Consider the following 24,085-nt stretch of genomic DNA (forward strand, 5'->3'; position numbering starts at 1 on the left):
CGTGACACGTTTTCTCCGCGGCCTGGCCGGTCTGGTCGGCTTCTTCCTGCTCTGGGAGGTCGTCGTCCGGATCGGCCTGGTCGATCAGACGTTCCTGCCCCCGGCGAGCGTCGAGCTGGGTATCGTGGCGAACCTGCTCGGCGACGTCTCGTTCCTGCGCGACATCATCGCCACGATGCTCGCCTGGGCGATCGCCGTTCTCATCGCCGTCGCCATCGCGGTGCCCGCCGGGCTGCTGCTGGGCAGCGTTCCCGGCCTGCGCCAGGCGACCGCCGCGGTCGTCGAATTCCTCCGGCCGATCCCGGCGGTCGCGCTGATTCCGTTGGTACTGCTGGTCATCGGCAGCGGTCCGGAGTCGAAGATCACGCTCGGCGTGTACGCCTCCTTGTGGCCCATCATGTTCAACACGATCTACGCGCTCGGCGAGATCGACCCGGTGCTGATGGAAACGGCCAAGGCGTACGGCACCGGCCGCGTCCGGTCGCTGACGTCGGTCGCGCTGCCGCACACCGCGCCGTTCGTGTTCACCGGTGTCAAGGTGTCCGCGACGATCGCGCTGATCGCGATCGTGAGCACCGAGTTCCTCGCCGGGACGAAACTCGGCATCGGGAACTTCATCCTGCAGTCCAGCACCGGCGCCACCCGGTTCGATCTGGTGATCGCGGGCACGATCGTCGCCGGAGTGTTCGGCTTCCTGATCAACGAAGGGCTCGAACAGCTCGGCAAACGGTTGTTCCGATGGAGCACGGTGGATCGGGAGGCAACGGTATGAGTCTCACCTTCTCCTGGCGCGTCGGAAACCGCGTCAGCCGTGGTGTTTCGGTGCTGCTCCGGAACTGGCTGGTCTTCATCGCGCTGGTCGGGGTGTGGGAGCTGGTGACGCGGCTGGCACCGAGCCCGTTCTTCCCGCCGCCGAGCCAGATCGTGACGACGGCGGTGAAACTGTGGTTCACCGGACCGGCGTCGCAGCTGTTCCTGACGGACGCGGTGTACGACAACGTGTTCCCGAGTCTCGCCAGGACGCTCGGCGGCTGGGCGGGCGCGGGCCTCCTCGGTATCGCGCTCGGCACGGCCATCGGCCGTTCGCGGACCGCGATCGACTACGTGGGCCCGTTGTTCGCGTTCTTCCGTTCCGTGCCACCGCCCGCGCTGATCCCGGTGTTCGCGATCCTCTTCGGACTGGGGCCCGGTATGCAGACCGGCTCGATCGTCTTCGGCGCGATCTGGCCGGTGCTGCTCAACACCGTCGACGGAGTCCGGTCGGTCGATCAGGTCAAAGTGGACACGGCGCGGTCGATGCGGACCCCGCGGGGCCACTGGATCGCCTCGGTGGTCCTGCCCGCCGCCGCGCCGAAGATCTTCGCGGGCCTGCGGGTCAGTCTGTCGATCTCGTTGCTCCTGATGGTGGTCTCGGAACTGGTCGGCTCGTCGTTCGGTATCGGCCATTCACTGCTGACCGCCCAGCAGACGTTCGACTTCCCGCTCATGTGGTCGTGGCTGGTCCTGCTCGGCCTGCTCGGCTACGGCTTCAACGCGGCGTTCCTCGCGGTGGAACGCCGGGTACTCGCCTGGCAGCCCACTCGCCCATAGGTCTATTGAGGACAGTCCATGTCAACCATGCTCGAGGTCTCCGGCCTCAACCACCAGTACGGCAGCGGCGCCGCCGCGCACATCGCGGTCAGCAACCTGTCCTTCACGGTCGAATCGGGGCAGCTGGCCAGTATCGTCGGGCCGTCCGGCTGCGGTAAGTCGACGCTGCTGCGCTGTATCGCCGGCCTCACCGCGCCGACGTCCGGCGACGTCACCTTGCACGGCGACCGGGTTTCGGGCGTTCCCGACGACCTCGCCGTGGTGTTCCAGGACTACAGCCGATCGCTGTTCCCGTGGCTCTCGGTGGCGAAGAACGTCGAGTTTCCCTTGCGGTGGCGGCCGATGAGCAAGGCCGACCGGCGCGCGGCGGCGCAGGAGGCACTGGAGCAGGTCGGTCTCGCCGGGGTCGGGAAGAAGTACCCGTGGCAGCTTTCGGGCGGGATGCAGCAGCGGGTGTCGATCGCGCGGGCGCTCGCGCGGCGTCCGGCGTTGCTGCTGATGGACGAGCCGTTCGCCTCGGTGGACGCGCAGACGCGGTTCGAGCTGGAGGACCTGACCCGGCGGGTGCAGCGCGAGCAGGGCTCGACGGTGCTCGTCGTGACCCACGACATCGACGAGAGCGTCTACCTGTCGGACCGGGTCCTGGTGCTGTCGAAGTCCCCCGCGTCGATCGTCGCGGATCTGACGGTGGACCTGCCCTCGGAGCGGGACCAGATCACCACCCGGGAGTCGGCGGAGTTCGTCACCCTGCGCGGCGAGGTCGCCCGCCTGCTGCACGGCGGCGCTCCGGAAGCCGCCACCGCGTTGTCGGACGCCGCCGAATGGGACCTCGCCGACTCCCACACCGCCACCCCCGACAACGCACACCACCGCCCCTGACCCGCGAGTCCCACACTCGGGTGCCCGAGTGTGGGTCTCACGCACCCGAGTTCCCCATTCGGGGCGCGTCGGCAGTTGTCCACAACAGGGTCGGCTATCCACAGATTTCCCAAGACCCCGCTCCCCGCCTCCGGATCGCGATACGCTGGTTGCAGGGGTGCCCCCGGGAGGGTGGGGGACTGCCCCGGCGTTAGTAGAGGGCGGCGGGGTTCGGGTCCACGTGCACGTGCACCAGAGTGGGCCGCGGGTCGGCGAACGCCGAGGTCAGGATCGGCGCCAGTTCGGCGCCCTCGGTGACCGTGACAGCGTGGACGCCCATACCCATTGCCAGCGCGGCGAAATCGATCCCGCCCAGATCCGTGCCGGGCAGTTTCGACCCGTCGGCGGTCTGGCCGAGGATGCGCACGGCGGCGTACTGCGCGTTGTCCAGAACGACGAACGTGACCGGGACGTTCTGCCGCGCGGCCGTCCAGAGCGCCTGGACGCAGTACATGCTGGAGCCGTCGCCCAGTACGGCCACGACCTTCCGGTCCGGCCGCGCCATCGCCGCGCCGATGGCCGCGGGCAGGCTGTAGCCGAGCGTGCCGCTCGTGCCGGTGAGGAACCCGGTGTCGGTCGAGGTGATCGGCAGGTAATCGTGCAGGATGTTGCGGTGACTCGGGGTCTCCTCGACAACGATCCCGTTGTCCGGCAACGTTTCCGACAGTGTCGCGTAGGCGTACTCCGCCGTGATCGGCGTCGTCGCCACCGGCTTTTCGGGACGTACCAAGGGTTTCGGCGCGGTGTGGTCCCCCGCGCTGACGCGCTCCGTCAGCGCGCGAATGCCGAGTTTCAGCGTCGTGCGGATGCCGGTTCCCTCGGCCGCGCGGGCGAGGACCTGCTCGTCGTCGCTGAGCAGGTACAACGGCGGCAGCGCGTCCTCCGCCTCGCCGCGGTGGACGTGATACAGGAACGCCGGAGCGCCCGCCACCAGCACGAGGTCGTGCTCGGCCAGTGTGCGCGCGGCGAGAATGCGTTCGGGCTGAAGGAAACCGAGGAACAGCGGGTGATCCTCGGGGAACGAGCACCGCCCCGACATCGGCGCGACCCACACACCGGCGTCGAGCCGTTCGGCCAGCGCGACCAGGTCCGGAACCGCGCCGTCGTGGTCGACGGCGCCGCCTGCCACGATCGCCGGGCGCTCGCTGGCGTCGAGCGCGTCGGCGAGGCCCTGGATCGCGTCCGGATCCGGGCCGTACCCGGGGATCCGGGGACGACGCGGAATGGGCTTGCCGGTTTCGGCATCCCAGTCGTCGGCGGGAACGGAGACGAACACCGGCCCCTGCGGCGCCTGCGTGGCGACGTGATAGGCGTGCGCGATCGCGGCCGGGACGTCCTCGGCTCGCGCGGGCTCGCAACTCCACTTCACGTACGGCTTGGGAAAGTTCGCCGCCTCGACCGCGCCGAGGAACGGTTCGTCCGGCAGCAACGACCGCGTCTGCTGGCCGGCGAGGATGATCAACGGCGTCCGGTTGCGGTACGCGGTGAACACGTGTCCGAGCGAATGCCCGACGCCACCGGCCGAGTGCAGGTTGACCAGCACCGGCTGCCTCGACGCCTGCGAGTAACCGTCCGCCATCGCCACGACCCCGGCCTCCTGCAGCCCGAGAACATAGGTGAAGTCGTCCGGCCACCCGGTGAGGAACGGGATCTCCGTCGTCCCCGGATTGCCGAAAATCGTGGTCAGCCCCAGCTCGCGGAGCAGTTCCCTGGTGGCCGTGCGGACCGTGCGTGTTCCCATGCCGATACGTTAGCTCGTACGAGTGATGCCCGCGCGGCTTCCGCGCGGGCTTGATGTCGCGAATGGCGCATTGCCGACGTTCAACGCCGCGAATGTCCCATTCCCGGCACCTGGCACATCGAAAGCCCTGAAGGCGTCCTTATGGCGTCCAACGCGCCGAATGGCCCATTTGCTGCACCGAGGTCCACAAAGGACATATTCCCGGAACGTTTACGCCGGTACACAAACACCCCCGGCTGTCATACTTCCGGACGACGGCGAACGTCTCGCCGCACGCATCCTCACCAGGGAACATCGAGCAGTTTCCACAGCGTGATAACCCACCTCGTCCATATGGTTGCGAACACCTGAACGGGTGCGCCAATTCGACCGCCTGATGTCACATCTCCTCATGTCAGAACCATGACAGATTCCCTCCGTAACCTCCCTGTCGCGGAATGATGTCCTATGCTCGTTTGTCAAGAAGCGAAACGGTATGGGGAGGAACCGATGAGCTTCACGTCCAACGCCCGATCGGAGCAGGCCCAGGGCGACTATCGGAGCAGGCACAAGGACGCGGTCGCCGACGAGGATCTCCGCGCGAACGTGCCCGGCGCACTCTCGCAGGCCAGCCCGGTAGCGACCAGCACAAGTGGCGGTGCGGGCTACCGGATCGACCCGGAAGGCCTCGCGGCTCAGATCCGAGCCTTCGAAGCGCTTCGCGACCAGAGCGCGCAAATGGAAGGCCGGCTCCGAAACGCCGCGCAGCGAGTGACGCCCCCATCGGGCGACCAACCGGCCACGGGTCAGGCCGAGGCAACACGGCGCTCGATTATTGCCGCTGCCGAACAAAACAAGGCCATGGCGGAGTACGCGAAAGGGCTCATCGACAGCATGCGCAAAGCCAACGGCACCTATCGGCAACACGAGGAGAACACCACAGGGGTCTTCCGGCAAGGCAGCGGTAGCACCTCACCCATTGGCCCCTTGCACCAGGACCCGCCAGGACGATGACCTCTTCCCGTACCCGGATCGCCCTCATAACCGCGACACTCGTGCTCGCTGGTGCGGCAGGGTGCAGCAGCGAGGTACCAGGCCAGCCGAGTACCGCACCGTCGGCGCCTCGCACTGGCCCCTCGCAGGCCGGTACGAGCAACAGCAGAGTTCCCCAAGTCGCCCAGCCGCTGAACGCCGACAAATACGTCGCCAACCCGTGTGCGAGCCTGACCAGCGCGCAATTGAAGGAATTCGAGAGTAACCGCGACGGGACCCGGCAGGATTTCAACGGCGACCCGAACTGTCACTGGCAGGTCGGCCCGAACAACGATACCGGGGTAGGTGTCACTTACGCACGGAGCAACACCGACGGAATAGGGCGCCTGTACGCACTCAATGACACCGGCTGGTGGCGGGACGGCTACTTCGAACCCACCAGCGTCCAGGAGTATCCGGCTGTTTTCACGGACATCATCGACAAGCGCCGACGAGGCGACTGTGGCTTGGCGGTAGCCGTCTCCAACAGCCTGTACTTCGATGTTTCCATACAGTCGAGCGCGGGAGACAAATCCTGTGTCGCGGCCAAAAATGTCGCGACTGCGGTGCTGGACACCATCAAGAAGGGGGCATGACATGGCGATGAACGGCCGGGACATCTACGAGAATTTCGCCAACGCCCCCGGCACCACGAACCTCGAAGCCGCGAAAGACGAACTCGCCGACATCCGGATCGCCTATGCGACCTTGGGGCAAAGCTTCGCTCAGGCGGCGGCCGGTCTCGAAGAACACTGGCAGGGGGACGCGGCGGGTGCGGCGGCGCGTGGAGCCGGGCCGCTGGTCGCCGCACACGATCAGGCCTCGATGAAGATGCAGACGGCCGATTCGCTGCTGGACAACCAGATTTCGAGCTTTCACCGCACCAAGAACACCGTCAAGCCGGTGCCCGACGTACCGCGGGATCCTGCCACGTTCGGCGACGCGGGCTGGGGGAAGCAGACGGGGATCCTGTTCCAGACGCAGCTGGCGAACGACGCGGCGGCACACAACGTTCAGCTCATGAACCAGTGGACTCGGACGTCGAGCCACAACGGCAATTCGATGCCGACGGATTACGGGAAGATCGACCCCGGCGCGTTCAGTGTGTCCGAGAACAAGGGGACGCAGAGCACCATTAATTCGGTCCGCGGTTTCGACGGTACCGATCACACCCGCGACAAGAAGCGCCGGCCGTCCGGACAAAAGACCGACATCACCGGCGGACGCCCCACGGAAAGCCAGAACACGCGGGACCGGAACCGGCAGGACACGCCGCCCCCACAGTCCACAGTGGACAAGCCGCGTGAAGCAGGCCGGCAGCCCGGAATCGGGCCCGGCGACGGCACCACGCCGGGCAGCTACCAGCCGCCGAAGCCGGCGCCTGGCGGCTGGCCCGTCCAGCCGCCCGCAGCCGCGTATACGCCCGGCGGAGGGGCGAACTACGTGGGCCCCCAGCCTTTCGGGCCGGGAACGCCGGACTCGCCGGGGACCGGGTTCGGGCGACGGGGCGGCACGGGTAATGAGATCGGCCGAGGCTCGGGAACAGGCAGGGGCACGGGCAGTGGCCCGGGTTCCGGCATGGGCAAGGCGCTCGGCGAGGGCAAGAGCGTCGGAGGGATGCGTGGCGGCGCGGCCGAGCCGGGCATGCGGGGCGCGGGATCCACCGCACGTGGCACCACGAGCATGGAGCCGGGAGTGGTGCAGGGCGGCAAAGGTAAGGGCAAGGGCGACGAGGACAAGGACCATCGGCGCAAGTACGTCGTCGAGGACGACGTCGCCTTCCAGCTCACCGACAACGAAGGCGAAAAGGCGGTCGACCCCCGCACCGGCATGCCACCCACCCCGCCCGTCCTCGGTCAGTGATGGTCTGGTTCGCGGATCCGGAACGTTTCGCGGCCGATCAGCTCGCGGCCTTGGTGACCGAGGCGACAGGTGGGGACCTGCACACGGTCCTCGCCCCACAGGCGGTCTGGCTCGACGACGCCGAGCGGGCCAGGGCGAAACGCGCGCTGGAGGACGTAGCGGCCCAGTACGCCGGCGAACCTGTCGACGGCAACGAGCCGGCGTTCACCGACGTCGCCGAGTTGCTCACCCGGCCGCCGGAGGCCCGGTTCGGCTGGTTCAGCGACCTGGTGAGCGGCACGCGCCTGCGGGTGCTCGTCGCGGGATCGCGCTGGTTTTCGCTGGTAGCGGTGTGCGAGGGTGACGACATCTTCGTACGTACCTTCGACGAGGAGCGGCTCGCGATCGCGCTCGCGAGCATCCTTCCCGCGGACACCGGCGGGGCGGGCAGGACGTCGATCAGCTTGCTGGCATCCGAGTATCGCGAGGCCGCCCGCGACACCACGGCGGTGCCGCGGGCGGAAGTCCGCCGGGCGCAACGATTCGCGGCACTGGAGCCGTCGTTGATCGCCGAACTGTACGTGGAGGTCCGAAGACCCAACGGCCACCACCCGATCAGTGAACCGCTGCGCGTGTACGACACCGAGCAGGGCCGCTGGCTGTTCACCACTTCCCCCGAGTACGGCGACGAACGCCTGACGCTGACCCCGGCGACCACCAAGGACGTCGTCGCCGCACTCGACGCGCTGCGAAACGGCATGGACTGATCAGAGCAGGTTCTTCTGCACCTTCCCCATCGCATTGCGCGGCAAGGCTTCCAGCACTCGCACTTCACGCGGTCGCTTGTGGACGGACAACGTTCCCGCCACGAAATCCGCCACTCCGCCGCCGTCGATTCCATCCCCGGCCACGTACGCGACGATTCGCTGCCCGAGATCGTCGTCAGGCACGCCGATCACCGCCGCCTCGCGCACGCCGGGGTGGGCCAGCAGCGCCTGTTCCACTTCCCCCGCACCGATGCGGTAGCCACCCGATTTGATCAGGTCGACCGATTCCCGGCCCACGATCCGGTGAAACCCACCGGCGTCGACGACGGCGATGTCGCCGGTGCGGAACCAGCCGTCCTCGGTGAACGACTCCGCGGTTTTGGCCGGTAGTCCCAGATATCCGTCGAAGAGCGTCGAGCCGGTCACCTGTAGCTGCCCGAGGCTCTCACCGTCGTGCGGGACAGGGGCACCCCGGTCGTCGCGCAGTCGCGTTTGGACGGTGGGCAGCGGCGAGCCGACCCAGCCCGGCCGTCGTTCACCGTCGTGCCGCGTGCTGAGGGTGATCAGCGTTTCGCTCATCCCGTAACGCTCGATGGGCGCGGATCCGGTGAGCCCCGACAACTTCTCGAAGACAGGAAGAGGCAGCGGCGCACTTCCCGACACGAGCAATCGCGCGGCACGCAGCGCATGCGCGGCGGACGGCTCCGCACACACCCGGGACCACACCGTCGGGACTCCGAAGTACAGCGAGCCTCGCGCTTCCGCGTACGCCGCGGGCTTCGGCCGCACCGTGTGCGTGAGCGGCGAGCCGATGCGCAGCGCGCCGAGCACGCCCAGCACCAGCCCATGAACGTGGAACAGCGGCAGGCCGTGCACCAGGGTGTCGTCGGCGGTCCAGCCCCACATCTCGCTCAGCGCGTCCAGGCACGCGGCGATGGCCGCGCGCGAGAGCACGACCCCCTTCGGCGCGCCTGTCGTTCCCGACGTGTAGACGATCAGCGCCGCGCTTTCCCCGTCAGGTTCCGGATAGCTCGTCGCGGACCGCGCGGAGACGTCGATCGGCACGACCGGGAGTTCGACGTCTTCCGGGGCGCCGCCAAGCCAGAGCCGCACACCGGAGTCGGTCAGGACGTGGCGCCGTTCGGCCGGTCCCGAGTCGGGCGGGACCGGGACGGCGGTCACTCCGGCGGTCAGGCAGCCCACGACGGCGACGATCGTCTCGAGGCTCGCGGTCGCGTTGACGGCGACGCGACCGGCACCGGCGATCCGGTCCGCGACAGCGGCAGCGGCGGCACGGAGTTCGTCCAGCGACATCGAGACATCGCCGACACTGACGAACGGGCCGTCGGCGGGGGCGGCCGCCGACAGCGCGGTCAGCAGGGGCTGGTTGTGGTCCTTCACAGGATTTTCGTCCTCACTCGGGCAGCGGTTTGTTGCGGGTCTCGGGGACCAGCAGGAGCAGGAAAAGGCCGGCGACGAACACGGCGGCGGTGGACGCCAGCGGCACGGCAAGCGAACCCAGCTGGCGGATCGCGACGCCGAGCACGAACGTGCCGACAGCGGCGAACCAGCGGGAGATCGTGGTGGTGAAGGCGAACGCGGTGGCACGGAACAACGTCGGGTACTGCTCGGGCAACCACACGGTGAAGACCGCGAAGTTCGCCCCGCCGAGGCCGAGGATCGGCAGGAACACGAAGAGCAGCGGCAGATTTCCCAGCGGGTAGGCGATTCCGTAGGTCCCGATGATGCCGACCACCATCAGCGCGAAGAACAACGCCAGCGCGCCCCGGCGGCCGAGCCGGTCGGCGAGCCACGGTGTGCCGATGCAGCCGACGACCGTGAAGATCGCCGAGATCGCGGCCGCGAGACTCGCCAGCTGGGAACCGTTACCGACGCCGGTCTCCTTGGCGAGCGTCGTCACCGCTGTCGGCACATAGGTGGCCGTGGCCCACAAACCGATCACGCAGACGCCGAGCAGGAGCAGATTGCCGATGGTCCGCCGCCGGTATCCGCTGCTCATGATGTTCCGCAGCGGCGCGAGCAACGACGTGCGCCGGGCCGTTTCGGCCTGTGCCGCCCACTTTTCCGGCTCCTTCGTGTTACGCCGGATGAACAGGACGAGCAACGCGGGCACGATGCCGAGCAGGAACAGGCCACGCCAGCCGAGCTGCTGGCCGAACGCCAGGTAGATCACGGCCGTCAGCAACTGGCCGACGTAGTTGGCCGAATGCAGCACCCCGCCGAGCTTGACCCGGAGCCGCTCCGGCACGGCCTCCGCCACCAGCGTGGCCGCCATCGCCCATTCGCCGCCGATCCCGACCGCGCACAGGAACCGGAACGCCATCCACGCCCAGACGTTCGTGGAGAACCCGGCCAGCGCGGTGAACACCGAGAAGAGCAGGATGCTGCCGATCATCGCCGGCCGCCTGCCGAAGCGGTCCGCGATCGGGCCCCAGATGAAGGAACAGCCCCAGCCCGCCAGGAACAACGCGCCGCTGAGCTGACCGTAGAAGCCGATGTTCGCGACGTCCGGGGTGATGCCGGACGGGGGAAGCAGCTCGGTCAGCGTGGGCGCGAGCACCAGGCCGAACATCGCGAGCGTGAAGCCGTCCATCGCCCAACCGCCGAAGGAGCCCCAGAAAGCGTTGCGCTGGGCGCGATTCATCCGGGCAGGCGGCCCCGTGTCGGCCTGACGGCTGCCGGGGCTGTCGTCGGCGGATTCCTTGATCGTCGTCATGACCACCTCACTGTGGTCCATATTGCGGACCGATGCACTACTATGTGGACCGGTAGCGTATGAACCAGATCACCGAAGGTCAAGGGGTGTCCGAGTTGAACAGCGTGCTCACGGCGTTACGAGTGTTCGAGGCGGTCGCCGCCGCACAGCCCACGGGGTTGAGCGAACTCGCGCGGCGGCTCGAAGTCCCCAAAAGCACGGTGCAGCGATGCCTCAAGACGCTCGCCGAGGCGGGCTGGGTCCGCCCCGCGCCCAGCGGTGACGGCCGGTGGGTGATCACCGGGAAGGCGTTCAGCATCGGCAGCGCGGTCAGTTCGGGGCCCCGGCTGCGCGAGATCGCGCTGCCCGTCCTCAGCCGCCTGCAGGAGGACACCAGGGAGACCATCCACCTGACCGTCCCCGACGACAACGAGATGGTGCTGATCGAACGGCTGGACAGCCCGCATCAGCTCCGCGCGTTTCTCCAGCTGGGCACGCGTCTGCCCCTGCACGCGGCGTCGAACGGCAAGGCGTACCTGGCTTCGCTGGACGACGCGGCCGTCGAATCCTTCCTGCACAGCGAACTTCGTCAGGTCAACGACCACACCGTCACCGACCCCGACGTCATCCGCGAGGAGGTCGCGGAGATCCGGCGACGCGGTTACGCCGTCACCAACGAAGAACTCCACGAGGGCATCGCCGCGGTCGCCGTCGCGCTCACGACGGCGGACGGCGAGACCTGTGGTTGTTTCAGCATTTCCGGCCCCACGACGAGGCTGACGCCCGACCTCTACGCGACGTATGGCGAGAAGGCCATCGCCGCCAAAGCGGAGATCGAGCGGTTCCTGTCCTTCTGAGGGGCCTCAGCCCTTGACCAGCTCGGCCCATTCGCGCACGCGCTCGGTGTCCACTTCGGACGCCCAGCCGCCGGGACGCACCGCGCTGCCGACGTGGAATCCGCGTACCCCACCGGCCCGCAGCAGGTGGACGTGCTGCGTCCGGAGGCCGCCGCCGACGAGCAGCGCGGGTCCTTCGCGGCGGGTGAGCTGCTGGAGCACGGAAAGGCCGAAGCTCACGCCGTTCGGGTGCCCCGCGGTGAGCACGGTGTCGCAGCCGAGATCGGCAAGCCACTCGTAGGCACGCAACGGATCGCGCGAGCTGTCGATCGCGCGGTGGAACGTCCACGGCAGACCGTCCAGCTCCTTCGCCAGGACACGGCAGGCTTCGACGTCGATCTCGCTGTCCGAGTTCAGGAAGCCGAAGACGAACTCGCGCGCGCCGGCCTCGACGAGGCGGACGGCGTCGGCACGCAGCCCGTCGAGATCGATGGCGGCGAAGGAACCGTTGTCGCGCAACATGACCCGTACGGGAAGGTCGGTGGCCCCGAGAACGTCACGGACCGTCGTCACCGACGGCGTGAGGCCGTCCTGCGCCATCTCCGTCACCAGTTCGAGGCGGTCCGCCCCGCCCGCCTGCGCACGCTCCGCGTCGTTCGCGTCGAGCGCGATCACTTCCAGCAGGCCGGTTTCCGAGCTCATGGGTCGTCCGTTCGTTTAAGCCGTAGGAGGAGTGTCGTCCCCTCGCGCGTGGCGCCCTCGCCGGAATCCGCCTTGGAGGCTCGACATCCGCTCGCGCACCGCTTCGGGGGAAAGCGAGAGTATCGGCTTCTGCGGCAGCGGTTTCTCCGGGGTTTGCCCGGCCTCGGCCGTGGGCAGGATCGGCCAGGTGTCCTCCGCGCCGTCCTCCTGCTCGAGTTCGGCGGGCGTCGGCCATTCGTGCCCGGCGGCGGGTTCCGCCTCGGGAGCGGCTTCGGGCTCCGGCGCGGGCGGCGGTGTTTCCGGGTCGTACGGCGGAAACTGCGGCTCAGTGGGCTCGTCGGCCGAGACCTCGGCCGGGTGCGGCGACGGTTCGCCGGGCTCCGGCGCCTGCTCGACGGCGGGTTCCGCGGACGTCAGCGCGTGCCGGGGTTCCGGCGCCACCGGCCGCTCGGCGACCGGCAGCGGTTCCGCGACCGGCCTCGGTTCCGCTGCCCGCTGCGGCTTTTCCGACGCGCTCGCGGCGTCGAACCACTTCGAGAGAACGTCGCGGTAGGCAGGCATCCGTTCGGTCGGGACGTCGTGGTCCAGCGGCGATTCCTCGTCGGCGGACGGCCACTCCGGCGTGGTCTCGACCACTGGCGCGCGCCGCGGCGGCCCCGGCTCGGGCACCTGGCCGAACGGCGCCTCCTCCTCCGCGACCTCTTGCGGCGCCTCGGGTTCCGGCGGGGTGAGCGGGGCCAACGGCGCCAGCAGCTCGGGCGCGGGTTCGGCGGGGGGTTCGATGACCGGTGGCGGCGGTTCCGGCAGCGGGGGCGCCTCGACGATCAGCGCGGCAGGCACGACCACCACCGCGACGATCCCCTTGTCCTCGCCCGCGCTCAGCGACACGTCGATGTGGTGCCGCGCGGCCAGCGTCGCGACGACGAACAGGCCCATCCGGCGTGACACCTCGACGTCGACGTCCGGTGGTTCGGCGAGCCGGGCATTGGTCCGGTCGATCTCCGCCTGCGGCATCCCGGCGCCGCGGTCGGTGATCTCGATCCGCCAGTCACCGGTCGCGGTCCGCGTGCTCGACACCGTCACCGTGGTGTTCTGCCCGGAGTAACGGGTCGCGTTCTCCAGCAGCTCCGACACCACGTGCACGAGGTCGTTGACGGCCTCGCCGCGCACCGCGAGCTGGGGTGCCGCACCGAGTTCGACGCGGCGGTAGTCCTCCACTTCGGACAGCGCGGCGCCGATGATCTCGTCGCCGACCACGGGGCCGGCGTCGTCCCGCAGGAAGTCGGTGCCCGACAGGACCAGCAGGTTCTCGCTGTTGCGCCGCATCCGCGTGGCGAGGTGGTCGAGTTCGAAGAGCCCGGCGAGCGTGGTCGGGTCCTCCTCGCGCGCCTCCATTCTGTCCAAAACGGACAGTTGCCGTTCGACGAGGTCCTGGCTGCGCTGTGAGAGGTTCACGAACATCGCGTTGACGTTCTCGCGCAGCAGCGCCTGCTCCCCCGCGAGCCGGACGGCCTCGCCGTGCACCGCGTCGAACGCCCGCGCCACCTGGCCGACCTCCTCGCGGGTGAACACCGGCACCGGCGCCACCGCCAGCCGGTGCCGCAGGTTCTCCGGCGCGGGTTCGGGATCGGTGAGCAGTCCCTGGACCGCCGCGGGCAGCCGGTGCTCGGCGACCTCCAGCGCGGTGCGGCGCAGGATCCGCAGCGGCCGCAGCAGCGAACGCGCGATGACCACCGAAAGCACCCCGGCGACGAGCAGGACGCCGAGCACGATGCCGCCGTCCCAGATCGCCGCGGTCCTGGCCTGCGCGGCGAGCGCGTCGGTGCGCTGCTGCAACTGGACCAGCAGCGACTGCTGCACCCGGAACGTCAGGTTGACCGTATGCGTGGCCGAAGCGTCCCATTGATCCGGATCGAGGCCGCCCAGCCCCTGTCCGTTCGCGGCACGGGTGATGGCCGATTCGACCATGTTGTTGCCGATGTCGACGACCAGGCCGATCACCGTGTCGTCGTACATCCGCTGCTGTTGCGGGGTCGCGAACGTGCGGTAGTCGGAGCGCGCGGCGGCGAGTTCCGCCTCGGCGCCCAGCAGGGCGCGTGTGCGTTCGCGGTCGAGGTTGCCCGCCGCGAGCGCTTCGGCCATCACCGCCCGCTTGACCGACATCTGGTCCTTGATCCTGGCCAGCGCGTTGCCCGCGAGCCGCAGCCTGCCGAGTTCCGGATCGGAGACGTCCGCGGCGGCCGCGTCGCTGATGTCGAGCAGTCCGGAGACGACTCCGCTGTACGAGCGCAGCACGGCGTCCGCCGGATACGCGGAGTGTTCGGCCGAGTACCGGATGCCGCCGAGCACGCGAAGCCGGTCGGACATCTCCTGCAGGCTGCCCGCAGCCGACGGACCGAGCCGGGGCTTGCTGTCGGCCAGCGTCCGCTCGAACGTCCCGATCGCCTGATCGACGCGCTGCCGCTGGGCGGCGAGATCGGCCGTGTTCCCCGGCCGGTTGGACGCGACGTAACGGACCGTCAGATCGCGTTCGCGTTGCAGCTGCTGCACGACGTCGGCGACGGTGTTGTCGACGCCGCCGCGCGTGGCGAACTCGGCGAGCTGGGTGGCGTCACGAAGATCACTGTTGATGCGCAGGCCGACAAGTGTGACCACCGCCACTCCTGGCAGCAGCAGGACGACGAACAGCTTGGTGCGCAACCGCCAGTTCCGCAGCCGCCAGCCGCCCCCGGCCTGCGCCACCTGGGCATGCGGATCCGCCGCGTCGCCGCCCTTGCGGGGACGCTGGTCGCGACGGGTCACCTGGCTTCCTTTTCCCACCACGGGACCTCACCCGTGGCCGACATCGAGAGACGACTACTCGAACCTACTGGACAGTAGGCGCTTGAGGGGTTTCAGGACGGGAAAGTCCGAAAGCCGCTCTGGTGGGCTACGGCCCCGTCCGCGATCGTATGGGTGACAGACCCTAAGCTCCAGCACTCCGGGCAGATTCTCTCGGTAGGTGAGAGTGGATGATCATGCGCAAGCTGTGCACATGCGTGCTCGGCGGTAAAAAGTACCTCGCACGTGCTCTTTCGCTGGTGGCGGTACTGGCGACGGCCGGCTGCGGCGTGTTCGGCTCCACCGGCACGGACAGCCCGGCGCCACTGGAGCGGACCACGCTGCGAGTCGGCGTCGGCAGCGCGATCGACACCGCGCCGCTGCGGATCGCCGTCGCGGACGGGAAGTTCGGTCAGGCCGGACTGCACGTCGAACTCGTCGACGTCGGCGCGGACGACGCGTTGCCGAAGCTGTCCTCCGGCGAACTCGACGTCGCGTTCGCCAGTGACGTCTCGATGTTCCGCGCCGCCGCCGGTGGCGCTTCGCTGCAGTTGCAGGGCGAGGCCTACACGTCCGGCCCGAACACGATGGCACTGGTGACGCTGCCCGACTCCGACTACACCGTGCCGACCGGGAAGAAGTCGCCGAAGATCGCGGTGAACATGCTCGACGACGTCGGTGCCCTCATCGCGAAATCGGTGCTGGGCACCGCGGGCGCCGACGTCACCAAGGTGCAGCTCAAGCAGATCGCGTTCGACCAGATGCCGCAGGCCCTGCAGGCCGGGACCGTCGACGCGGCCTGGATGGTGGAGCCGTACATCACCCGCGCGGAGAAGGAACTCGGCGCGCACATCCTCGCCGACGGCGACCGCGGCGCGACCCTCGCGTTCCCGATGTCGGCATACGCGTCCTCGGGAATCTTCGCGCAGACGAACCCTCGTACGCTCGCGACGTTCCGCAAGGTACTCGGCCAGGCGCAGGCCGACGCGTCCGATCCCGCGCACGTCCGCGAAGCACTGCCGCGGTTTTCCACCATCGACCCGACCACGGCCGCGCTGATCTCGCTCGGCAGCTATCCGGTGGCGCTCAACGGCATCCGGCTGCAGCGGGTCGCCGACCTGATGCACAACTCGGGCGCGCTCGCGAACCGCCTGGACGTCCAGACGTTGTTGCCCCGCCAAGACGGCTAGATGTTCTGGCCCGCTGGGCGCAGGCAGACGGTGCGGGCGGGCGGGCCCGCGTAGACGAGCGCGTCTTCCTCGGCGCCGCAACTGCTCTCCGAACCGGAACCGAAATGCACGGTCGCGCGGGCCTTCGCGGTCGGGTCGGTGCAGCTGACCTTGCTGATGTGCACGTCGTCGTCGAGTTCGCTCAGGCATTCGCCGGAGGACACGTTGAGCGCCAGGCACAACGTCTTCGAAGCGGTCTTGCTCCGGGACGTGCCGTAGATCTGGAACCGCAGGTAGTCCCCACCGCGGCAGGTGGACGCCCCGTTGACGACGTTGTCGACCTTGTACGTCGCGCGTTGCTCCGAACAGGCGACACCGTGGTAGGCCTGCTGCCCGCGGGACTCGTCGGTCAGGTAGAGGCAGCTGCCCGCGACCGGCGACGAGGACAACCTGGCCAGCGCCGCGACGCCGAACGCGGCACCCGAACCGATGCCGAGCGCGACGACCAGGCCTGCGCCGATCAGGACCTTCGTCCGCGTGCTGGTCGCCCGCGGTGCCTGGGCGGCCATGGGCGCCGTTCCCGGCGCGGCCGGGTATTCCGGCGCGGCCGGGTATTCCGGCGGCTGGAACGGATTGTCATCGGGCGTCGGTGTCGTCAACGGTCTCCCTCCCTGTGCGTTCATCCTCCCACCAGCGGGCCACTGGCGGGAGCGCGGCTCGTGGAACGTATAAAGGGTGGTGTGACTGATGGCCCATTGATCGTCCAGTCCGACAAGACCGTGCTGCTCGAAGTCGACCACGCGATGGCCGACGACGCGCGGATCGCCATCGCGCCCTTCGCCGAGCTCGAACGGGCGCCCGAACACGTGCACACCTACCGGATCACGCCGCTCGCGCTGTGGAACGCGCGCGCGGCGGGCCACGACGCCGAGCAGGTCGTCGACGCGCTGACGACGTATTCGCGCTTCCCGGTGCCCCAGCCACTGCTCATCGACATCGTCGACACGATGGGCCGCTTCGGGCGGCTGCAGATCGCCAATCACCCCGCGCACGGGCTGGTGATGACGACGACGGACCGCGCGGTGCTCGAGGAAATCCTCCGGCACAAGAAGATCAGCCCGATGCTGGGCGCGCGGATCGACCAGGACACCGTGGTCGTGCACCCGTCCGAACGCGGACGGCTCAAGCAGATGCTGCTCAAGGTCGGCTGGCCCGCCGAAGACGTCGCGGGCTACGTCGACGGCGAGGCGCATCCGATCGCGCTCGACGAAACCGGCTGGGAACTGCGTGACTACCAGCGCCGGGCCGCGGAGGCGTTCTGGGCGGGCGGCTCCGGCGTCGTCGTGCTGCCGTGTGGCGCGGGGAAGACATTGGTCGGCGCGGCCGCGATGGCGAAGGCCCAGGCGACGACGCTGATCCTGGTGACGAACACGGTCGCGGGGCGGCAGTGGAAGCGGGAGCTGGTCGCGCGGACGTCGCTGACCGAGGACGAGATCGGCGAGTACTCCGGGGAGAAGAAGGAGATCCGGCCGGTCACGATCGCGACGTACCAGGTGATCACACGCAAGACCAAGGGCGAGTACAAGCATCTGGAGCTGTTCGACTCGCGGGACTGGGGCCTCGTGGTCTACGACGAGGTGCACCTGCTGCCCGCGCCGGTGTTCCGGATGACGGCGGACCTGCAGTCGCGGCGCCGGCTGGGACTGACGGCGACGCTGGTGCGCGAGGACGGGCGCGAGGGCGACGTCTTCTCGTTGATCGGGCCGAAGCGGTACGACGTCCCGTGGCGCGACATCGAGGCGCAGGGCTGGATCGCGCCCGCCGAATGCACCGAGGTGCGCGTGACGCTCACGGACGCCGAGCGCCTGGCGTACGCGACGGCGGAAACCGAGGAACGCTACAAGCTCGCCGCCACGGCAGGCACGAAGACACCGGTGATCAAGTCCATTGTGGACCGTCATGCCGGCGAGCCGACACTGGTGATCGGGGCGTATCTGGACCAGCTGGAGATGCTGGGCGACGAACTCGACGCGCCGGTGATCCAGGGCGCGACGAAGAACCGCGAGCGCGAGGAGCTTTTCGACGCCTTCCGCCGCGGGGAGCTGCGGACCTTGGTGGTGTCGAAGGTCGCGAACTTCTCGATCGACCTGCCCGAGGCGTCGGTGGCCATCCAGATCTCGGGGACGTTCGGGTCGCGTCAGGAGGAGGCGCAGCGGCTGGGCCGGTTGCTGCGTCCCAAGGGCGACGGGCGGCAGGCGCATTTCTACTCCGTGGTCGCGCGGGACACCGTCGACACGGAGTACGCGGCGCATCGGCAGCGGTTCCTGGCGGAGCAGGGATACGCGTATCGGATCGTCGACGCGGACGATCTGCTTCGACCGCTGTAGCGGTTCTCGTTCTTCCGTGAAGGACTCCTTACCGGCGCTCAGTGCCGGTAAGGAGTCCTTCACGGCTTTGGGCTGCCTCTGGGGCGGAGTCGGCGTGCCGAGGGACGCTCTGGGTGCGTTGAGTGCGACGAGGGCGTCCCTCGGTGCGGTAAGCGCACCGAAGGCGTCCCTCGGCACCCCCGGGTTGTCCACAACCACCTCGGCTGTCCACAGATTCGCCGCGCCCCCCGTTTTCGTCGCCCCTCATCGATAGACTGTTATCGGGGTCGCCCCCCAGGGTGGGAGGGGGCCTGCACGCACTGGGGTGAGTCGCGGCAGGGGCGCTGAACTGGGATTTTGGGAAGCCACCAATCGGGGGAGTGAAACTGTCGGTGGTTCGAACTAGTGTTCGTATCGGCAGCGCAAGCCGAACACCAGTTCGAGGGGAAGTCATGACCATCGCACCGATCCGCCCCGGCAGCGGGGCACCACCGGTCCAGACCCTGCCGCCCGGCCACTGGCACGGCCGCATCTGGGTGTCGGACACACCGCTGACGCGGCCGGAGCGGTATCTCGGCTGCGTCGCCGAGTTCGAGCGGTCGGGGTTGTGGCCGGTGCTGATCCCGCACGATCAGCGGTTCGCCGCCAACGGCGAGGACTGGATCGACGATCGCGGCAGGCTCGCGCCCGCGGAGCACCGCGTCGCCTCGGCGGATCCGGAGGCGGTGCTGGCCCGCTGGTGGGACGGGTCCTGCTGCGACGGCGCCTGCCTGCGCCCGTTCGGCACCCGCTTCCCCGGTCTGGCTAGGCGAACGGCGCGCAAGTCCGATCCGCTGGCCGAGGCGGGCAACACCGGATCGGTGCTCGCCGCGCGCGGGCAGCACCGGCTCGGCCTGGTCCAGGCCGAGCGGCCCGCCGACATCCCGGCGCTGCTCGGCTGGACCGGGATGATCAAGTCGACCGATCAGGTCGCCGAACTGTCCGCGGTGCTGCGCAGCTGGGAAGAGCGATTCGGCGCGACGCTGATCGTCCTCGGCTTCGACTCGCTGGAGCTGTCGGTCGCGGCACCACCTCGCACGCAGGCGCGAGCGCTCACCGTCGCCGCCGAGCACCGCGCGTTCAGCCTGCCCACGTTCACCGGCCAGCCGGGCACTCTCCGCGAGTACGCGGCAGGCCTGGTCCGCGCGCGACACTGGAGGTTCTCCTGGGCCTGACCACCCGTTCCACCCGCGTGTCCGTGACTCCGGGACTGATGTCAGGACGTGTGTCCGGTTTTCCGGTACACCCGTCCTTGATCCACTCGCGCCGCCGGGCACCGCATGCCTTCCGGAGCAAACCCATCGCCTGGGCAGCCCGCCACAGGTGCCATCACCAACGCCTGCGCGCCCGGCGCCGCGGGTGAGCACCCCGGAAAACCCCACCGGAGACAGGAGCAGAACGATGATCGGCACCGCACCCCGAACGGTCCAGACCAGCACCTCGGACTCACCCGATCGATGGGATGTCCATGCCTCGCCGTGATCAACTTCGCCCGTGCCCACCGTCGAAAGGCCGAAGCTGACGTTCGACAGTCAGCGGACAGTGAGCGGCTTCGTGTTGAGTAAGGACGCGGGGGCGGGTGGCCTGCGTGTTGTGACTGGGGGTCGACACGCGGGTCGCCCGCGGCAGGCTCCCCCGCCCGGTCAGGCTCCACCCGATCAGACTGCGCCCAATCAGACTGCGCCCCGGTCAGGCAGTCGCACCGACGAGCGCCGCGAGCTTGGCGCGCACGTCGTCGGCGTCCGGATGGCCGAGTTCGGTGAGCAACCGGACCGAACGCAGCCAGCAGTCCCTGGCCTCCGCTCTCGCCCCGTGCCGCAGGTGGTGGGAGCCGAGCTGGGCCAGTACGTCCGCCGCCTCGTACTGCTCGCCCATCGTGAAGAACATGTCGACGGCCCGCCGCATGCACGCGATGCCCTCGTCGTACTTGCCGAGGCCGATCAACGCGGTCCCACGGGTGTGCAACGAAAACCGGCCGTCCTCGGGCCTGCCGTTCGGCCGCTCGATCGCCAGCGCGGTGTCCGCCAGCTCCAGCGCCTGCCCGTGGTCGCCCATCGACGTGCAGATGTCGCCGAGCGCCCGCAGCACACTGGCCTCGAACCCACGGAGACCGAGGCTCCGCACGATCCGCAATGCCTCGACGCCGTGCTCGTACGCCCACGGGAGATCGTCGAGGTTGTGCGCGGCCATCGCCAGGTTGTACTGCGCCCGCGCCTGCCCTTCGGCGGAGCCGAGCTCGCGCTGGATCGCCAGCACCTGTTCCAGATAGCGCCGCGATTCCGCGTAGTCCCTGGCGACTCCGTTGACGACGCCGAGCCCGCTGAGGATGCCCGCCTCGCCCGGCCGGTTCCGCTCCGCCCGCGCCGCCTGGAGCGCGACCTCGAACACCGCCCGCCAGTCGTCGAGCCGGGCTTTCGCGGCGAAGTAGGACTGCGCGAGCCAGGCGAGCTGCCAGCACGAGCCGTACAACCGGAGGTCACAGGCCAGGTGCACGGCCGCGATAAGGTTCCCGCATTCGTCCCCGAACCAGTCCAGCGCTTCGTGGTAGTCACCGAACTCGAGCCCGCCGGCCCCGTCCGCGTCGAGCAACCGGTAGTACCGCTCCGGGCGCATCGCGTGCGACGCGTTGAACGCCGAGGCCAGATACCAGCCGACGAGCCGGGTGAGCGCGGCCGTCCGCGTCTCGCTGGTATCGACACTGCGCGAGACTTCGGCGGCGTAGGCCCGGATCAGGTCGTGGAACTGGTACCGGCCGGGACGCGGTTCGGAAAGCAGATGCGCCGAGGTCAGCATGCCCAGCAGCAGCCGGGCCCGCGCCGGGTCGAGGCCCGCGATGGCGGCCGCCGCCGGCGCGGTGAAATCGACCGCCGTGGACGTCCCGAGCAGCCGCAGCAGACACGCCGCCTCGGGTTCCAGCGCCTGGTAGGAGTACGAAAACACCGAGCGGACGTTCGTCTCGTCGCCGTCCGAGAGGTCGAACGACCCCAGCCGGTCCGGCTCGCGTTCGACCGCGGCGACGAACTCGCCCAGCGGCAGGTCCGGGAACTGTCCCGCCCGCACGGCGAGGATGCGGATCGCCAGCGGCAGGCCACCGCAGTGCCGCACGAACCGCTCGGTCGCGGCCGGATCCGCGCTCGTCCGGTCCAGGCCGATCGTAGAGGCCAGCAACGCGACGGCGTCCTGTTCGTCCAGTTCCTCCAGTGCGATCCGCCGCGCGCCGTAGGTCGCGACGAGCGCGCGCAGCTGCCAGCGGCTGGTCACCAGCACCAGGCAGCCCGGCCCCGGCAGCAGCGGCCGCACCTGCTCGGTGCTGTTCGCGTTGTCGAGCAGGATCATCAGCCTGCGGCCCGCGCTGTGCGTCCGCCACAGCGCGGCGCGATCGTCGAGCCCGCACGGGAGTTCGTCGGCCGGGACGCCGACAGCGGTGAGCATCGTCTGCAGCGCGGCGAGCGGCTCGACGGGGTCACCGGGGCCGTAGCCACGTAGGTTGAGATACACCTGGCCGCCGGGAAAGCGCTCGCTGATCTCGTGCGCGAAGTGCACGGCGAGCGTGGTCTTGCCGATGCCACCCATCCCCTCGATGGACGCGATCGGCGTCGACGTGCCCGCGTCCAGCGCCTCCGGCATCAAGGCGTGCAGCGCCTTGAGATCGCTTTCCCGGCCGGAGAACGCACGCAGGTCCGCGGGGAGCTGGCGAGGCACCAGCGGCTCCGCGGCGATCAGGTAGTGCGCGGGCTGAAGGCCGATGACCTCCTCGTCCTCGCCGGTCAGGATCACCTGACGGGTGCGCTGCAACGACGCGCCGGGGTCGAGGCCGAGTTCCTCGGCGAGGACGGAGCTGATGCGGTCGTACACCTCGAGCGCCTCGGCCCGCCTGCCCGAGCGGTACAACGCGATCATGAGCTGCTCGTGCAGCCGCTCACGCAGCGGGTTCTCCCGAGTGATGCGGCTCAGCGCGAGGATCAGCGTGCCGTACTCGCCGACCGCGATCACCGCGTCGGCCCACTGCTCGCGCACCCGCAAGCGTTCCTCGGTGAGCTGGCCCGCTTCGTCGCGGTGCAGCGCCTCCGACTCGACGTTCTGCAGCGCGGGCCCGCGCCACTGGGCGAGCGCGTCGGCGTAGTGGACGACAGCCTGCCGGAGTTCGCCGCGCTCCACGGCGGTCTTCCCGCGGTCGGCCAGTGTGCGAAACCGGCTCAGATCGAGCGCGCTCTCGTCGACTTCGATGAGGTAGCCGCCGCGTTCGGTGTGCACCGTCACCTGGTCGCCGAGCGCGCGGCGCAGCCGCAGGACGTAGGTCTGCAACGCGCCCTTGGACCGGCGGCGGTCGTCGTCCCACAGCCACCGGCCGAGCTCGTCGACCGAGACGACCTGGTTGGCCCGCAGCAGGAGCCCGGCCAGCACGATGAGCGGCCTGCTGCCTCCCAGCTGCAGCGGCCGCCCCTCGGCCAAGACCTCGGCCGGACCCAGCACACGGAAATCGAGGCCCACGATCGTCATTCTGTCGGGAATCCTGCCGTCAAGCACGCGTTTCCCGCCGTTCATCCCGGGTGGCATGATCGGCGGCGATGAAGGTCTACGCGATCCCGTTGCGCAATCGCTTCCGCGGCATCACGGTCCGTGAGGGCGTGCTGCTGCGCGGCTCCGCCGGCTGGGGCGAGTTCTGTCCGTTCGCCGACTACTCCGACGCCGAAAGCGTTCCCTGGCTCACCGCCGCACTGGAGGCGAGCGAGCACGGCTGGCCGTCGCCGGTGCGCGAACGGATCGAGATCAACACCACGGTGCCGGTGGTGAGCCCGGAAAAGGCCCACGCACTCGTCCGCGCCTCCGGCTGCCGCACCGCGAAGGTGAAGGTCGCGGACCCCCGGTCTTCACTGGCCGACGACTGCGCGCGGGTCGAAGCCGTCCGCGACGCGCTCGGCCCGTCCGGCGCGGTCCGGATCGACGCCAACACCGCCTGGGACGTCGCGACCGCCGTCCACGCGATCAAGGCGCTGGACAAAGCGGCCGCGGGTCTGGAGTACGCCGAACAGCCCTGCGCGACACTCGACGAACTCGCCGACGTACGCCGCCGCGTCGAGGTCCGGATCGCGGCCGACGAGTCGATCAGGCGCGCGGAGGATCCGCTGAAGGTGGCGGTGGCCGGAGCAGCCGACATCGCGGTGCTGAAGGTGGCGCCGCTGGGGGGTGTCCGGCGCGCGCTGGAAGTCGCCGAGTCCTGCGGACTGCCCTGCGTGGTGTCGTCCGCAGTGGACACCAGCATCGGGCTGGCCGCGGGGCTGGCACTCGCCGGCGCCCTGCCCGAACTCGACTTCGCGTGCGGCCTGGGCACGATTTCCTTGCTGGAAGGCGATGTCAGCACCGCATCACTGTCCCCTGTGGACGGTTACCTGCCGGTGCCCCGGCGGGCGCCGGAACCGGACCTCGCCGATTCCGGCGCCGTCGCCGCCTCGCCGGAGGTCGAGGCCGCCTGGCTCGACCGCCTCGCCCGCGTCCGCGCCCTGAGCTGAAGGGGACTTTTGTCTCGTAGGACGCACTGAAGGGGACTTTCCTCGCATCGCATGCGAC

19 protein-coding genes are annotated in these 24,085 nt (G+C 69.4%); 12 read left to right on the forward strand and 7 right to left on the reverse strand.

Features of this window, described 5'->3' with window-relative positions; all coding sequences use genetic code 11:
• The first annotated feature begins 1 nt into the window (after position 1).
• The 3 genes from ACFW0G_RS29675 to ACFW0G_RS29685 are packed head-to-tail and all read left to right on the forward strand — an operon-like array spanning position 2 to position 2,469.
• A complete protein-coding gene (locus ACFW0G_RS29675; RefSeq protein WP_378328711.1) occupies positions 2-772 on the forward strand; it encodes an ABC transporter permease in 771 nt (256 codons plus the stop codon).
• A complete protein-coding gene (locus tag ACFW0G_RS29680) occupies positions 769-1,590 on the forward strand; it encodes an ABC transporter permease (RefSeq protein WP_378328712.1) in 822 nt (273 codons plus the stop codon). Before ACFW0G_RS29675 ends, ACFW0G_RS29680 begins: the two co-directional genes overlap by 4 nt.
• An 18-nt stretch (positions 1,591-1,608) precedes the next feature.
• On the forward strand, positions 1,609-2,469 hold the full coding sequence (locus ACFW0G_RS29685) for an ABC transporter ATP-binding protein (RefSeq protein ID WP_378328713.1): 861 nt from the start codon (positions 1,609-1,611) through the stop codon (positions 2,467-2,469).
• Between the two features lie 190 nt (positions 2,470-2,659).
• Here the strand turns inward: ACFW0G_RS29685 and mdlC are convergent, their stop codons facing one another.
• A complete protein-coding gene (mdlC, locus tag ACFW0G_RS29690) occupies positions 2,660-4,249 on the reverse strand; it encodes a benzoylformate decarboxylase (protein WP_378328714.1) in 1,590 nt (529 codons plus the stop codon).
• 489 nt (positions 4,250-4,738) lie between these two features.
• On the opposite strand from mdlC, the gene ACFW0G_RS29695 reads away from it, so the two are divergent.
• The 4 genes from ACFW0G_RS29695 to ACFW0G_RS29710 are packed head-to-tail and all read left to right on the forward strand — an operon-like array spanning position 4,739 to position 7,869.
• On the forward strand, positions 4,739-5,242 hold the full coding sequence (locus ACFW0G_RS29695) for a hypothetical protein (protein ID WP_378328715.1): 504 nt from the start codon (positions 4,739-4,741) through the stop codon (positions 5,240-5,242).
• A complete protein-coding gene (locus ACFW0G_RS29700; RefSeq protein WP_378328716.1) occupies positions 5,239-5,856 on the forward strand; it encodes a DUF3558 domain-containing protein in 618 nt (205 codons plus the stop codon). The genes ACFW0G_RS29695 and ACFW0G_RS29700 overlap by 4 nt, the downstream gene beginning before the upstream one ends.
• A 1-nt stretch (position 5,857) precedes the next feature.
• On the forward strand, positions 5,858-7,123 hold the full coding sequence (locus tag ACFW0G_RS29705) for a hypothetical protein (RefSeq protein ID WP_378328717.1): 1,266 nt from the start codon (positions 5,858-5,860) through the stop codon (positions 7,121-7,123).
• Positions 7,123-7,869 carry an ESX secretion-associated protein EspG gene (locus ACFW0G_RS29710; protein ID WP_378328736.1) on the forward strand — a complete coding sequence of 249 codons (747 nt, stop codon included), beginning with the start codon at positions 7,123-7,125 and terminating at the stop codon, positions 7,867-7,869. The genes ACFW0G_RS29705 and ACFW0G_RS29710 overlap by 1 nt, the downstream gene beginning before the upstream one ends.
• Here the strand turns inward: ACFW0G_RS29710 and ACFW0G_RS29715 are convergent, their stop codons facing one another.
• On the reverse strand, positions 7,870-9,270 hold the full coding sequence (locus ACFW0G_RS29715) for an acyl-CoA synthetase (RefSeq protein ID WP_378328718.1): 1,401 nt from the start codon (positions 9,268-9,270) through the stop codon (positions 7,870-7,872). It lies immediately after the preceding gene.
• A 13-nt stretch (positions 9,271-9,283) separates the two neighbouring features.
• Complete coding sequence (locus tag ACFW0G_RS29720) at positions 9,284-10,606, reverse strand: MFS transporter (RefSeq protein ID WP_378328719.1); 1,323 nt, start codon at positions 10,604-10,606, stop codon at positions 9,284-9,286.
• Between the two features lie 86 nt (positions 10,607-10,692).
• On the opposite strand from ACFW0G_RS29720, the gene ACFW0G_RS29725 reads away from it, so the two are divergent.
• A complete protein-coding gene (locus ACFW0G_RS29725; protein WP_378328720.1) occupies positions 10,693-11,442 on the forward strand; it encodes an IclR family transcriptional regulator in 750 nt (249 codons plus the stop codon).
• Between the two features lie 6 nt (positions 11,443-11,448).
• On the opposite strand, the gene ACFW0G_RS29730 is transcribed toward ACFW0G_RS29725, so the two are convergent.
• Together ACFW0G_RS29730 and ACFW0G_RS29735 are read right to left on the reverse strand one after the other, a co-directional pair.
• A complete protein-coding gene (locus tag ACFW0G_RS29730) occupies positions 11,449-12,123 on the reverse strand; it encodes a copper homeostasis protein CutC (RefSeq protein ID WP_378328721.1) in 675 nt (224 codons plus the stop codon).
• A 15-nt stretch (positions 12,124-12,138) separates the two neighbouring features.
• Positions 12,139-14,925 (reverse strand): nitrate- and nitrite sensing domain-containing protein, encoded by a 2,787-nt coding sequence (locus tag ACFW0G_RS29735; RefSeq protein WP_378328722.1) that lies wholly within the window; start codon positions 14,923-14,925, stop codon positions 12,139-12,141.
• A gap of 215 nt (positions 14,926-15,140) precedes the next feature.
• On the opposite strand from ACFW0G_RS29735, the gene ACFW0G_RS29740 reads away from it, so the two are divergent.
• Positions 15,141-16,133: an ABC transporter substrate-binding protein gene (locus ACFW0G_RS29740; protein ID WP_378328737.1), complete on the forward strand. Its 993-nt coding sequence runs from the start codon at positions 15,141-15,143 to the stop codon at positions 16,131-16,133.
• Here ACFW0G_RS29740 and ACFW0G_RS29745 read toward each other — a convergent pair.
• Complete coding sequence (locus ACFW0G_RS29745; protein WP_378328723.1) at positions 16,130-16,771, reverse strand: hypothetical protein; 642 nt, start codon at positions 16,769-16,771, stop codon at positions 16,130-16,132. The two genes, ACFW0G_RS29740 and ACFW0G_RS29745, sit on opposite strands and share 4 nt — an antisense overlap.
• Positions 16,772-16,852: 81 nt before the next feature.
• Here ACFW0G_RS29745 and ACFW0G_RS29750 point away from each other — a divergent pair, with 81 nt between their 5' ends.
• Together ACFW0G_RS29750 and ACFW0G_RS29755 are read left to right on the forward strand one after the other, a co-directional pair.
• The gene (locus ACFW0G_RS29750; RefSeq protein WP_378328724.1) at positions 16,853-18,499 is read left to right on the forward strand and encodes a DNA repair helicase XPB; all 1,647 of its coding nucleotides are present in this window, start codon (positions 16,853-16,855) and stop codon (positions 18,497-18,499) included.
• A gap of 431 nt (positions 18,500-18,930) precedes the next feature.
• Positions 18,931-19,692: a DUF4253 domain-containing protein gene (locus tag ACFW0G_RS29755; protein WP_378328725.1), complete on the forward strand. Its 762-nt coding sequence runs from the start codon at positions 18,931-18,933 to the stop codon at positions 19,690-19,692.
• 514 nt (positions 19,693-20,206) lie between these two features.
• Here the strand turns inward: ACFW0G_RS29755 and ACFW0G_RS29760 are convergent.
• Complete coding sequence (locus tag ACFW0G_RS29760; RefSeq protein ID WP_378328726.1) at positions 20,207-23,017, reverse strand: BTAD domain-containing putative transcriptional regulator; 2,811 nt, start codon at positions 23,015-23,017, stop codon at positions 20,207-20,209.
• Positions 23,018-23,085: 68 nt separating this feature from the next.
• Between ACFW0G_RS29760 and ACFW0G_RS29765 the strand changes: the two genes are divergently transcribed.
• Positions 23,086-24,027 carry an o-succinylbenzoate synthase gene (locus ACFW0G_RS29765; RefSeq protein ID WP_378328727.1) on the forward strand — a complete coding sequence of 314 codons (942 nt, stop codon included), beginning with the start codon at positions 23,086-23,088 and terminating at the stop codon, positions 24,025-24,027.
• Positions 24,028-24,085 lie beyond the last annotated feature (58 nt).

Origin of the sequence: Amycolatopsis sp. NPDC058986, assembly GCF_042741125.1 — a bacterium.
GTDB lineage: Bacteria > Actinomycetota > Actinomycetes > Mycobacteriales > Pseudonocardiaceae > Amycolatopsis.

Excerpts from the sequence above, each read along its gene's own strand:
- ACFW0G_RS29765 (WP_378328727.1), top strand. The coding sequence starts at position 23,086 with ATGAAGGTCTACGCGATCCCGTTGCGCAATCGCTTCCGCGGCATCACG.
- ACFW0G_RS29705 (WP_378328717.1), top strand. The coding sequence starts at position 5,858 with ATGGCGATGAACGGCCGGGACATCTACGAGAATTTCGCCAACGCCCCC.
- mdlC (WP_378328714.1), bottom strand. The coding sequence starts at position 4,249 with ATGGGAACACGCACGGTCCGCACGGCCACCAGGGAACTGCTCCGCGAG.
- ACFW0G_RS29730 (WP_378328721.1), bottom strand. The coding sequence starts at position 12,123 with ATGAGCTCGGAAACCGGCCTGCTGGAAGTGATCGCGCTCGACGCGAAC.
- ACFW0G_RS29710 (WP_378328736.1), top strand. The coding sequence starts at position 7,123 with ATGGTCTGGTTCGCGGATCCGGAACGTTTCGCGGCCGATCAGCTCGCG.
- ACFW0G_RS29680 (WP_378328712.1), top strand. The coding sequence starts at position 769 with ATGAGTCTCACCTTCTCCTGGCGCGTCGGAAACCGCGTCAGCCGTGGT.
- ACFW0G_RS29760 (WP_378328726.1), bottom strand. The coding sequence starts at position 23,017 with ATGACGATCGTGGGCCTCGATTTCCGTGTGCTGGGTCCGGCCGAGGTC.
- ACFW0G_RS29720 (WP_378328719.1), bottom strand. The coding sequence starts at position 10,606 with ATGACGACGATCAAGGAATCCGCCGACGACAGCCCCGGCAGCCGTCAG.
- ACFW0G_RS29755 (WP_378328725.1), top strand. The coding sequence starts at position 18,931 with ATGACCATCGCACCGATCCGCCCCGGCAGCGGGGCACCACCGGTCCAG.
- ACFW0G_RS29685 (WP_378328713.1), top strand. The coding sequence starts at position 1,609 with ATGTCAACCATGCTCGAGGTCTCCGGCCTCAACCACCAGTACGGCAGC.
- ACFW0G_RS29740 (WP_378328737.1), top strand. The coding sequence starts at position 15,141 with ATGCGCAAGCTGTGCACATGCGTGCTCGGCGGTAAAAAGTACCTCGCA.
- ACFW0G_RS29700 (WP_378328716.1), top strand. The coding sequence starts at position 5,239 with ATGACCTCTTCCCGTACCCGGATCGCCCTCATAACCGCGACACTCGTG.
- ACFW0G_RS29695 (WP_378328715.1), top strand. The coding sequence starts at position 4,739 with ATGAGCTTCACGTCCAACGCCCGATCGGAGCAGGCCCAGGGCGACTAT.